Origin of the sequence: Pseudoalteromonas sp. 13-15 (genome assembly GCF_001468205.2) — a bacterium.
In the GTDB taxonomy this organism is placed as follows: domain Bacteria; phylum Pseudomonadota; class Gammaproteobacteria; order Enterobacterales; family Alteromonadaceae; genus Pseudoalteromonas; species Pseudoalteromonas marina.
The window spans coordinates 689826-701336 of the sequence record NZ_CP019163.1; the positions used below are offsets into that span (position 1 = coordinate 689826).

General features: G+C 40.6%; 9 protein-coding genes. 3 read left to right on the forward strand and 6 right to left on the reverse strand.

Features of this window, described 5'->3' with window-relative positions; translation table 11 throughout:
* The 3 genes from ATS72_RS18595 (at window position 1) to ATS72_RS18605 (ending at window position 5302) form a co-directional block, all read left to right on the forward strand.
* Window positions 1-3132, forward strand: coding sequence for an efflux RND transporter permease subunit (locus tag ATS72_RS18595; protein WP_058429789.1), 3132 nt, complete (start codon window positions 1-3; stop codon window positions 3130-3132).
* A complete protein-coding gene (locus ATS72_RS18600) occupies window positions 3132-4538 on the forward strand; it encodes an efflux transporter outer membrane subunit (RefSeq protein WP_058429788.1) in 1407 nt (468 codons plus the stop codon). The genes ATS72_RS18595 and ATS72_RS18600 overlap by 1 nt, the downstream gene beginning before the upstream one ends.
* 149 nt (window positions 4539-4687) lie before the next feature.
* Window positions 4688-5302, forward strand: coding sequence for a TetR/AcrR family transcriptional regulator (locus tag ATS72_RS18605; protein WP_010556746.1), 615 nt, complete (start codon window positions 4688-4690; stop codon window positions 5300-5302).
* Between the two features lie 286 nt (window positions 5303-5588).
* On the opposite strand, the gene ATS72_RS18610 is transcribed toward ATS72_RS18605, so the two are convergent.
* The 6 genes from ATS72_RS18610 to ATS72_RS18635 all read right to left on the reverse strand — a co-directional run bounded on the left by ATS72_RS18610 (window position 5589) and on the right by ATS72_RS18635 (window position 11183).
* Window positions 5589-6689 carry a HupE/UreJ family protein gene (locus ATS72_RS18610; RefSeq protein ID WP_058429787.1) on the reverse strand — a complete coding sequence of 367 codons (1101 nt, stop codon included), beginning with the start codon at window positions 6687-6689 and terminating at the stop codon, window positions 5589-5591.
* A 5-nt stretch (window positions 6690-6694) separates the two neighbouring features.
* On the reverse strand, window positions 6695-7702 hold the full coding sequence (locus tag ATS72_RS18615) for a tetratricopeptide repeat protein (RefSeq protein WP_058429786.1): 1008 nt from the start codon (window positions 7700-7702) through the stop codon (window positions 6695-6697).
* A 42-nt stretch (window positions 7703-7744) separates the two neighbouring features.
* Window positions 7745-8248 (reverse strand): Ig-like domain-containing protein, encoded by a 504-nt coding sequence (locus ATS72_RS18620; RefSeq protein ID WP_058429785.1) that lies wholly within the window; start codon window positions 8246-8248, stop codon window positions 7745-7747.
* Window positions 8249-8259: 11 nt separating this feature from the next.
* Window positions 8260-9852, reverse strand: coding sequence for a DUF4331 domain-containing protein (locus ATS72_RS18625; protein ID WP_058429784.1), 1593 nt, complete (start codon window positions 9850-9852; stop codon window positions 8260-8262).
* A 126-nt stretch (window positions 9853-9978) separates the two neighbouring features.
* Window positions 9979-10662, reverse strand: coding sequence for an anti-sigma factor (locus ATS72_RS18630; protein WP_058429783.1), 684 nt, complete (start codon window positions 10660-10662; stop codon window positions 9979-9981).
* On the reverse strand, window positions 10659-11183 hold the full coding sequence (locus ATS72_RS18635; RefSeq protein WP_006791673.1) for a sigma-70 family RNA polymerase sigma factor: 525 nt from the start codon (window positions 11181-11183) through the stop codon (window positions 10659-10661). Before ATS72_RS18635 ends, ATS72_RS18630 begins: the two co-directional genes overlap by 4 nt.
* Window positions 11184-11511 lie beyond the last annotated feature (328 nt).

Consider the following 11511-nt stretch of genomic DNA (forward strand, 5'->3'; position numbering starts at 1 on the left):
ATGTCACGATTTTTTATCGATAGACCTATATTTGCTTGGGTACTTGCCATAGTAGTGATGCTAGCAGGTATATTAGCAATTAAAAGTTTACCTATTGCGCAGTATCCGTCTATCGCGCCGCCAGCAATAAGTATTACGGCTACCTACCCAGGTGCATCGGCGCGTACGCTCGAAGATACTGTTACACAAGTGATAGAGCAAAAAATGAAAGGCTTAGATGGCTTGTTATACATGTCGTCAACGTCAGAGTCTAGCGGTTCAGCAACGCTCACACTGTCGTTTAGCGCTGAAACCGACCCTGATATTGCTCAGGTTCAAGTACAAAACAAGTTAGCTACTGCAACGCCACTATTACCTGAAGCCGTGCAAAGGCAAGGTGTTGTGGTTGCAAAGTCAGCCCGTAACTTTTTGATGGTTTATGCGTTTATGTCTAAAGATGGCAGCATGACCAACATTGATATTGGCGACTATGTGTCATCAAACGTGCAAGATATTGTTTCGCGTGTTGAAGGTGTGGGTGAAGTTCAGTTATTTGGCTCGCAGTATGCAATGCGTATTTGGTTAGATCCGGCTAAGCTTCAAAACTATAAATTAACGCCTGCAGATATAAGTGCATCTATCAGTGCTCAAAATGCACAAGTGTCGGCTGGGCAATTAGGTGCTATGCCTGCGGTGGCGGGACAGCAACTCAACGCGACTGTGACCGCGCAAAGCCGCTTACAAACGCCTGAGCAATTTAGAGATATTTTAGTTAAAACCAATGCTGATGGCTCTTTTGTAAAGTTGAGTGATGTTGCCCGTGTTGAGCTAGGTGGTGAAAGCTACCGAGTTGTCGCGCGTTATGACGGAAAACCAGCTTCTGGCTTAGGGATTAAATTGGCCAGTGGCGCCAACGCGCTTGATACTGCGCAGGGTGTAAAAGATGCCATTGCCGAATTAGAGCCATTTTTTCCTGAGGGACTTGAAGCGGTTGTGCCTTACGACACTACACCGTTTGTGGCGCTTTCAATTGAAAAAGTAATTCATACGCTTATAGAAGCGGTTGTGTTGGTGTTTGTTGTTATGTACTTGTTTTTACAAAACTTTAGAGCAACGCTTATTCCAACAATTGCAGTGCCAGTGGTATTGCTGGGTACGTTTGGTATTTTATACACTTTTGGTTACTCAATTAATACATTGACCATGTTTGCTATGGTGCTTGCCATCGGGTTACTAGTTGATGATGCCATTGTTGTTGTAGAAAACGTAGAGCGACTGATGACCGAAGAAAAACTCTCAGCGCTTGATGCAACCCGCAAATCAATGGACGAAATTAAAGGCGCACTTGTTGGTATTGCAATGGTGCTTTCTGCTGTATTTATTCCGATGGCCTTTTTTAGCGGCTCGACGGGCATAATCTATCGTCAATTCTCAATTACCCTTGTTTCTGCTATGGGTTTATCGGTACTTGTGGCGCTTATACTTACGCCGGCACTGTGTGCAACGCTTTTGAAGCCTAGCCATGTTCATAATGATAAGTCGTTATTTGGTAAATTTTTTACAGGGTTTAACCGCGGGTTCGACAAAACAAATTCGGGTGCGCAAAGCTTTGTGAGCCGTATGATCAAACATGCTAAACGCTACCTTGTTATATACTTTTTAATTGTAGGTGGAATGGCTTATGTGTTTTCAAATTTACCAACCGCATTCTTACCAGATGAAGACCAAGGCATATTATTTAACCAAGTTTCGTTACCTGCGGGTTCTACAACCGAGCAAACACTTGAAGTGGTTAAAAAAGTAGAAAACCACTACTTGAACGAACAATCTGAAGCAGTAAACGGTATTTTTACTGTTACCGGGTTTAGCTTTGCAGGTTCTGGCCAAAACTCAGCAATAGGGTTTGTTAATCTTAAGCATTGGGATGAACGCCAACGTGATGATTTATCTGTGCAAGGTGTAGCAGGTAAAGCTATGGGGTACTTTTCCAGTATTAAAGAAGCGTTTGTGTTTGCTTTTCCACCACCAGCAATTGTAGAACTGGGAACAGCAAATGGTTTTAATATATTTTTACAAGACCGTGTAGGTTTGGGCCACGATGCGCTTTTAGCAGCACGTAATCAACTATTAGGTTTAGCAAGCCAAAGCCCGATATTGGCTGGTGTACGCCCTAATGGTCAAGAAGATATGCCAGAAATACAACTCGATACCGATTTAGCTAAAGCACAAGCATTGGGTGTGTCGCAAACCGATATTAATAACACCCTTGCTACGGCTTGGGGCAGTAGTTATGTAAATGACTTCATTGACCGTGGGCGTGTTAAAAAAGTATATATGCAAGGCGATGCTGAATCTCGAATGGTGCCTGAAGATTTAAATAAGTGGTATGTACGTAATAATGAGGGTGATATGGTTCCGTTTTCTGCCTTTGCAACGGCCTATTGGACTTATGGTTCGCCGCGTTTAGAACGTTACAATGGCTTTTCAGCAATGGAAATACAAGGAACCGCTGCACCTGGTTACAGCACAGGACAAGCAATGGATGAAATGGAGCGCTTGGTAAAACAGCTGCCAAATGGTATATCGTCTGAATGGACCGGTATTTCATTTCAAGAACGCTCTAGCAGCGGCCAAGCACCTTTATTGTATGGTTTGTCGTTGTTATTTGTATTTTTATGTTTAGCGGCTCTTTATGAAAGTTGGTCGGTACCGTTTGCGGTTATGATGATTGTTCCGTTAGGTATATTTGGTGCTGCTATGGCTGCATTGGGTAGCGGATTATCAAACGATATTTACCTGCAAGTGGGCTTATTAACTACGATAGGGTTAGCGTCTAAAAATGCCATATTAATTGTGGAATTTGCTATCCATAAAATGGACGAAGGGCTTGATTTAGTTGAAGCGGCTGTGGCTGCAGTAAGACTGCGTTTACGCCCAATTTTAATGACTTCAATGGCCTTTATTTGTGGTGTTATTCCACTCGCTATAGCATCAAGTGCAGGCTCTGGTGCGCAAAACGCATTAGGCATTTCAATTATTGGTGGAACACTCGCCTCTTCTATTTTGGTTGTTGTTTTTGTGCCGCTGTTTTTTGTATTAGTACGCCGTGTATTCCCTGCAAAAGAAAAAGACACTAACGAGGAGACAGCATAATGCATATAAAAACCTTTTCGTTGAGTGTGCTTGCGTTGGCTGCTTTAAGTGGGTGCCAGTTGGCACCTGAACAGCACAGTTTGGCGCTGCCAGTACCCGAAACGTATTCAGTTCAAACAGAGCAAGCCACAGTTAACACATTAAAGTGGCAGCAGTTTTTTAGCGATAAAAAATTACAGGTGCTTATAGGTCAAAGCCTTGAGCACAACAAAGATCTGCAAATTGCGATGCTCAATGTGCAGCGGGTACGTGGGTTGTATCAAATAGAAAACTCAGTATTGTATCCGTCCTTAAATGTTAATGGTTCGGGCACTCGCCAGCGTCTGCCTGCCAGTTTAACAAGTACTAATGAGGCCACTATAAGCTCGCAATACAGTGCTACTGTAGGTATTACCTCATACGAATTAGATATATGGGGTAAGGTTCGTAACCAAACTCAACAAGCGTTGCAAAATTTATACTCTACTGAGCTTACTCAATACAGCACGCAAGTGTCGCTGGTAGCAGAGCTGGCTAATGCGTGGCTTAATTATGCAACCGATCAACAGTTACTTGGGCTTGCTGAGGAAACGTTAAAATCGCAACAAGCGTCGCTTGGGCTTACTCAAAAAAGTTTTGATTTAGGCGCAGCATCTAAAATTACGTTAGAGCAACTGAAAAGTACCGTTGCCAGCGCAAAGGTTGATATTGCAACGTATAAACGTTTATTAAAGCGCGATAAAAACGCACTTGATTTATTAGTAGGAAAACCAGTAAGCCCTGAACTTCTGCCAAATAAGGTGCTGGACTCGTTATTAGCGTTGCCTAAAATACCGGTTGGTTTACCTTCTGATTTATTAACTCAACGCCCAGATATTAAAGCAGCAGAACATCAGTTATTAGCCGCTAATGCCAACATTGGTGTAGCGCGTGCTGCTTTTTACCCCAGTATTAGCTTAACGGCTAATGCGGGAACTGCCTCTAACGATTTAAGTGATTTATTTGATGCAGGTTCGGGTACGTGGAGTTTTATTCCATCAGTTACTTTACCTATTTTTAATATGGGCAGAAACCAAGCTCAGCTAGATGTTGCTAAGGCCGACCAACAAATTGCTGTAGTTACTTATCAGCAAAAAATTCAGCAAGCATTTCGCGAAGTCGCCGATGCGTTAGCAGATAACGAAGGCTATCAAGCGCAATTAAGCGCACTTGATATGTTACTACAAAGCCGAGGGTCTACGTTTTCGCTATCAAAGGCGCGTTACGATAAAGGTGTTGATAGCTATTTACAAGTCCTTGATGCACAACGCAGCTGGTACGCTGCACAGCAACAGCAAATTTTGGGTCAACAGGCTTTGTTAGCTAGCCAAATTAGCCTGTATAAAGTAGTGGGCGGTGGCTGGGAGAAAAGCGATCAAACCAACTAAGTAAGGGTTTTAGCTGTAAACACCTTTTTGCAGCTAATTAACTAGATTTATATAGGGCTAAATACTTATTTATGAGTGAAAGGCGTATTTCAAAATGATTAAGTATTTGCCTTATTGTCGAGTCTAATCACTTGGCAGTGGAGCTTTGTATGAAAACTAAAAGACAGACAGATCCAGCGATAGCCAAAGCGCGTCGTGATCAGGTTTTAACTGCGGCGGCTGAATGCTTTCGTCGTAAAGGCTTTCATGCTGCAGGTATGGCTGAAATATCCAGAACAGCAGGAATGAGTGCCGGGCATATTTATAACTACTTTGAAAGTAAAGAAGCCATTATAGAAAGTATTATTGAAAAAGATATGGAAGAAATGTTTTCTATATTTGAGCATTTTGAAGGGCAACCAGAAGATACGCTCACAGTATTATTGAACGGTTTAAATATCGGCGTTCAAAGGCATATGGATACCGGTGAATGCGCGGTTGATTTAGAAATGCTCGCTGAAGCTGGTAGAAACGTAAAGGTAGCTAAACTATTACGTGATGCCGACACGCAAGCGCGAAATAGAATGCGCCAATTGCTAATAAGTGAACGCAGTGTGATAAAAGGCATAGATGAGGTAGAGCTAGAAAGCCGTATTAATGTTATTTTTTCAGTAATGGCAGGCTTACTTTTGCGAAAAGTGCTTTACCCCGAACTTACCGAAGAGACAGTTTTAATTGCGCTTCGCCCGGCAATGAAAACGTTGTTAATGCCGTTTGAAGATTAAAATAGTGCTATTAAAATGCATAAACTATATGCCCGCTATATTAGCGGGTTTATAGTATTAACAACCGTTTAAAGTAATACCAAGCCGCAATAATACTTAATCATTTTGTGGGGCTAAACGCCTCGCTATTTACGTTAAAAAACTCTCATTTACGACTGCATGAATGCAGAGCAATGCAGTAGAAATTGCCGATAACAACTAAATAGCGAATTGTTTTCCTAGCTATCAAGACGTTTTTCCATCTTCAAAATAGATCACTTAATTAGGCGAATGGGTATAGTTATGTTCAAAAGCGTTCAATAGACCAGTTTAGAGCCACAACGGCAATACCTATAGACCCTGCAGGCATTAACCATTTTACATACCAAGCGGTTTTTCTAAATGCAATTAATAAAGGCAACGCTACTAATAAAATACTTAGTTGGCCAATCTCTACCCCTAAATTAAATGCCAATATGCTCATTAATTGATAGTTACTCGACAAACCTAATTCACCAAGTACACTCGCAAATCCCATCCCGTGAAGTAACCCAAAAGCAAATGTCAGCCAGCCTAAACGCAAAACAACGGGCCAAACATTATTAAGGGCTGCAAACAATACAGAAATTGCAATAATTAGTTCAACCCAGCGAGTATTGAGAGATATTAAATCAAGCGCTGTTGCTGTAAGCGTTATAGAATGAGCAAGCGTAAATGCTGTAACAATCCATGCAGTGTGTTTGATAATGTGTTTTTTAGAGCTAATGGGCTGCCAGGTGTTTTTATCACGGGTTAAAACACAAGTTAGTAATAGCGCAATTAAAAATAAAATATGATCGATGCCTATCCAAATGTGTAATACGCCCTGATACACATATTCTGTAAAGGTATCTAAATAGCTCGACTGGTTAGTATTAAAGGTTTGGCTAGGCTCATTTATACTAAACACACGTGCTATGTTATTCACATTAACAATGACTTTATGATTTGCGTCATCTTGAAAAAAGGCTGAATACTTAAGCGTAATCTCGTTATTTGTTAAACACGAAAATGACACAGGTAATACCAAGTAAGGCTGATTAAAGTGCTCACTTACCTGGTAATTGTTATTTACAGTGAGTGCGCAAGTTTGTTCGTTTTGTTCTGCGATAAGATTGTTTTTTATAAATGCGTCAATTGAGTCGCGTTTTGCTTTTATTTCAGACCAGGTAATGTTGGCGTTTTGGTCTAAGTCGAGTGCTATAACGTGCTCTAAATCTGCAACATTGATTTCCCAATTGCCGCTGTATTGAGCTGTATTGTTGCTATTAAGCGTAATGTAGCCGGTGCTTAACTGGTGCGCAAAAGCTGCTGTTGAAAATAATAAGCTTAACAACATAATAGAAAATACGCGTATTAATATTCTCATAACATTTACATCCTTTTTGCTTGAACAATCAGCGCTTGGTCGATATTCATTTTAGCTTGTTGCCAGTTAATATTTGCCCAATACAAGGCTTTAGATTTGTTTGGCTGCACGTGAATATAATAGTTGGCGAGGTCACTTGCGTGAAAGCTGTCGTGGCGAATTTCTCTGAGCTCTACTCGTTGCTTCATGGCGTTTTGCCATTTGTATTGTGTTGTGTTTAGTTTTTTTTCTGCGATGGCTAAGCGCAGCAAAAGCGCATCTTCTAGATCGTGCGATTCTTTTAATAAATTACTTAATTTGGTTATCACTTGCTGTGGCTTGTTTAAGCCCAGTTGTATGTCTGCCCATAAAGCAATTAGGCTTACTGGAGAGTTTACTAAATTTATATTTTCAAGGTGCTTTAATGCGTTTGTGTAGTTTTGTAATCTAAAGCTCATTTCAGCTAGGACATGTTTTGTATTGAGTCCAATAGGCTTATTGTTCGTTAGCTTTAATAAAGATTGATAACTTCTTAATAAATTACCGTGCTGACTTTGCACGTCTAGTACACAAGTACTGGCCGTTAATGTGCTTACCCTTGTTATTAGTGCTAAGCAATGCTGTTTAGCAAGTTCAAACTGGCCTTGTGTCATGTACAAATTAGCCAGCAATAGATGAGTGTTGCTGTGATCAGGCGTTATTTTTAAAACACTATTAGCAGTGTTTATCGCATCATTAAACAAATGCTCTTTTTGTAAAACGCGTGCATACAAATAGCCTACCTGTGGCGTTGGCTCATTTAAGTATATTTCTGCGAGCCTGTTTTTGAGTACCCCTTGCATATGCTCCGTTTGTCCAACGAATTGACTTTTATTGACTAGATTTTCTATTTCATTTATCGATAGTGAGGCAGTTAAATCCGATTTAGTGACTGCTATTACGTCGTTGTCATTAGGTGTATAAGCCGCTGCAAAAAGCTCAAATGAGCACACTAAGCTTAATGTAATCATCAGGTTTACTAGAGGTGATTTCATATTTGTATCCTTAAAATAGCCATCCATGGCCAGTCAGCTTATTTACTGATTACTAATTAAATTATTAATATCTGTGTCTTTATTTGTAAACTCTCTTCCATTTACAGAGAGTGGCTCTGCATTCGGTGCTTGGTTAAATGCATCGCTAGTAAACTGAGTAAAGTCGACTTGCAAAGCTTCAATAGTGATATTAACCATTGCACTTACTTGGCTGTTAACGCCATCAGATACGCCAAAAGTAAAGCTATCTGTGCCCGTAACCTCTTTATTTGGTGTGTAAGTAAAGTTGCCATCAGCGTCAATATTTACCATGCCTAATGAAGGCTCACTGACCAATGAATAAGTAAGTGAATCACCTTCTTTATCTATGGCTGTAAGTGAGTCGGTAATATTCACCTCCGTTTGCGTTGTTAACATGATGTCGCTAACTGAAGGCGCTGTATTAACCTCAGGCAACGGCTTTTTATTGTCGTCATCATTGCTACACGCTCCCAGCGTTAATGCGCTAAGCAGAATACCTATATGCGTTATTTTTAAGTGTTGCATTAGTTTACTCCTTATTTAGAGCCCGCAAGTGGGGTAGCTAAGTACGGAAAGGTTGAGTCCATCATTGTTGCATCAACAGGTGCGCCATCGGTAAATGGTACTGTACCAACGCTTGCATCTTCGGGAGTACACAAGCCTAGGTCAGTATCTTCGCCTGCAACAGGAATAGGATGACATAAACGACCCATTACTACGCGCAGAGCAATATCAACAACATCATCGCCAGGGCGTCGGCCGTTTGGAAAGCCAGCTAAATCGTTTCCTGCAACACCAAATGCAGACTGCTCACTTTGCGCTGTTGCCGCGATGTTTGTGTTTAAACGAAGCATTTCAGAGGGAGTGACGGTTGCTTGTTGATTAACACCAGCAAAACCTGTTAAAAATGCAGTAATTAAATCGGTACGAGGAAAGTTTGTTGGGGCTAATGTTTCGAGGTTAGCGCCAAGTGTCGTATTAACAGCATCCTTGAATAAAATATTTAAAAGTTCAGGAAGGGCTGGGTGAGATACATAATCTAAAAACTGTCCATCGTCTTTGGGATGTGCTGTAGAGAAGGTATCCTTATCCTTTATGCCAATAACAAGCTCATTAACAAGTGGATTACCCAAACGCGATACTTGAGTAAGTGCACCACCATTAACTGCATTATTAGCAAATTTAGCATTCGGGTTTAGTATGCGAGCTTGTGGTAAACTTGCAGTGGTCCACGAACCAATAACGCCATTACCTTCGCCTACAATACAGCTTTTTGGTACTTCAATAGCAATTGATGTCACGTTTTTATCTGCAAGGTCGTCATTGTCAGCCGATTGGGTAATACCTCCAGGGAAGCCACCTGCATCACCAGCACCCGGAGCGCTGTCGCCCTCTACTGGTACGTAGTTTACTAAATCGAATGTTTTACCAAGGTTAACGACAAACGCATCTTTTCTTTGGCCAACAAATACTTGTGCCATGCTTTCACAACCCGGGATTGACACATTATATACAAATTGATCTGCGTAAGTTTGATAGTCAGCTTTAGAGGTAAATGTTTTATTACCAATATAATCAAGTGGCTTACTGAATGTAGATGTGCCCGTAGTGGTATTATTTAATGAGGTTGCAACACCTGTGCGCTGCGGCCCATTAATCATACTCAGAGTATATGATTCACTGAAGTTAGTTGCGCTATTATCACCGGCTGATACACCACCCACATTTTTGAGTGGTACAGAAACAGTACGCTGGTTGCCTTCTGGGCCTACAGCTAATTGCACACCTTGATTATCGTTTGGTAGCATGCTTTGGAAATCAAATGCAAAAGTAATGTCTTCAACGGCATCGCCATCGTTATCTATGTGTATGCTGTAAGTTGCATCTGGGTCCATTGCAAAATAATTAGGGCCGCCGTAGGCATCCTGTAATGGAATATAGTTTGCAATTAGTGTGACGTACTCTTCTTTTCCTTGTTCATAGCTATTAAATACATAAAAATCGGTAGAATCTAAGGTCGGAAAGCGACTAATATTTGGCGCTTCTCGGTGACTTGATGCGTTACTTGGTGCGCTAATAAAAGTGCTGCATATTACTACTGCGAGTATTGATGGTGTTAAAGCTTTCATGACTTTTTCCTTTAGTTTTAAATAGAAGTCATAGCTAATAACGGGGGGGAATTTAGATTGGATGCAAAAAAGTTACATTTTATTTAAATAAAAAATGGCTGCTTATATAAGCAGCCATACAAGGGGTTAAAGTAACACGAGTTCGGTTGTATAAAGTACCTCGGTAGGTAAGCCGTTTGGCGAACCACCTAAAGGCTCTAAACTGACTGCTAGCAGTGAGATATCGTCAGCGTTAAAGCGTTTATCTTTTAGCAAAAATTTACCGCCTTGTTTAGGTAATATACCTAACGAAACAGGTAAATCTTGCCCTTTTAAAATCATCCATAGTTGATAATCTTTATCTCTTTGGGCAACTAATTGACTACTGGCTTTAATAGTTAATGCATCTTCGTTTACTTCAATAAACCATAAAGACTGTTTATCTTGGTTTTGCACGAGTGCAATTTGCTGATATTGCGTCACTTCTTTGGCCGGTTGAATGACTAAAAATGCCAACACAATACACGCGGCGGTGGCTATAAACGACCATGTCTGCCAAATCGACGGCTTAGTTTGCACCACTGTTTGACTAGGCACTGTTTTTGACTCAATACCTTGCAAAATGTTTTCCCAAACAGAATCGCTAGGTGCTTGTGGTGTAATTGCACTTGCTAGATTATTAAGGTTTTGCTCCCACATAAAAATTGCCTCACGTGCTTTGCTTGAGCTAAGCAACAAGCGCTGAAAACGTTTTCGTGCCAGCCCCTTGAGTGTGCCAAGTACATATTGTCCTGCTAGCGCGTCTAACAGCTCGGGTTTTGTATAATTCATAATGTTAAACACCTCTGAAGTTGTGTAAGCCCGCGTCTGATCCAGCTTTTAACTGTGCCCAATGGCGACTCTATATGGTCTACTAGCTCGCTGTGACTAAGCCCCTTATAGTAAGCTAAATGAATGGCCTGCTTTTGCTGGGGTTCAAGCTGCTCTATACAGTTTACTAATTTAGTATTTTCGTCATAGTTGACATCGACGCTCTGAATATCAAAGTCATCATCTCCCATTGTTTGCTCTTTTCTTACTTTGTTGTAACGCAACGCATCAAGACTTCTATAACGTACTATACTTATCATCCAGCTTATGACGGTGCCTTTAGAAGCATTGTATTCTGAGGCGTTATGCCATATTTTAATGAATGCGTCTTGCAACACTTCTTCGGCGTGTGCTCTGTTAGAAAGCATATTTAAGCTAATGGCAAAAAGCTTTCCGCTTGTTTGTTGATACAAGGTTGAAAATGCATGCTTATCACCCTGTGATGTATCGTATAACAGAGACAGTAAATTATCGTTTTCCATAAATATCCTATTTATTTTTATTCTCTTTTTAAAAACGGTTGAGGCTAGAACTTGGATGCAAAAAAGTTAAGTAGCTTGCAACAGTATACTTTTCGCTCTTTTTTGCAATGACTATCTGTAGTTTATTATTTGGTATGATTCTGTGAGTTTAAAAACTATATTAGAGAAAAGCATCTGTAATGGTTGAGCCGATTTTTGTTTATAGCAGAGTCGCTACGCTAAGTTACACTTAAAATAAATTAGCTTGGTGAGTCAGATTTACTAATATGGAACTAAGACTTAGACTTAGTTAGGTACTACTATGATACGTGTGAAAAATTAACACACC

Bases quoted from the DNA above. Each gene is read 5' to 3' on its own strand.
- ATS72_RS18605 (WP_010556746.1), top strand. From the start codon at position 4,688: ATGAAAACTAAAAGACAGACAGATCCAGCGATAGCCAAAGCGCGTCGT.
- ATS72_RS18610 (WP_058429787.1), bottom strand. From the start codon at position 6,689: ATGAGAATATTAATACGCGTATTTTCTATTATGTTGTTAAGCTTATTA.
- ATS72_RS18625 (WP_058429784.1), bottom strand. From the start codon at position 9,852: ATGAAAGCTTTAACACCATCAATACTCGCAGTAGTAATATGCAGCACT.
- ATS72_RS18635 (WP_006791673.1), bottom strand. From the start codon at position 11,183: ATGGAAAACGATAATTTACTGTCTCTGTTATACGATACATCACAGGGT.
- ATS72_RS18600 (WP_058429788.1), top strand. From the start codon at position 3,132: ATGCATATAAAAACCTTTTCGTTGAGTGTGCTTGCGTTGGCTGCTTTA.
- ATS72_RS18595 (WP_058429789.1), top strand. From the start codon at position 1: ATGTCACGATTTTTTATCGATAGACCTATATTTGCTTGGGTACTTGCC.
- ATS72_RS18630 (WP_058429783.1), bottom strand. From the start codon at position 10,662: ATGAATTATACAAAACCCGAGCTGTTAGACGCGCTAGCAGGACAATAT.
- ATS72_RS18615 (WP_058429786.1), bottom strand. From the start codon at position 7,702: ATGAAATCACCTCTAGTAAACCTGATGATTACATTAAGCTTAGTGTGC.
- ATS72_RS18620 (WP_058429785.1), bottom strand. From the start codon at position 8,248: ATGCAACACTTAAAAATAACGCATATAGGTATTCTGCTTAGCGCATTA.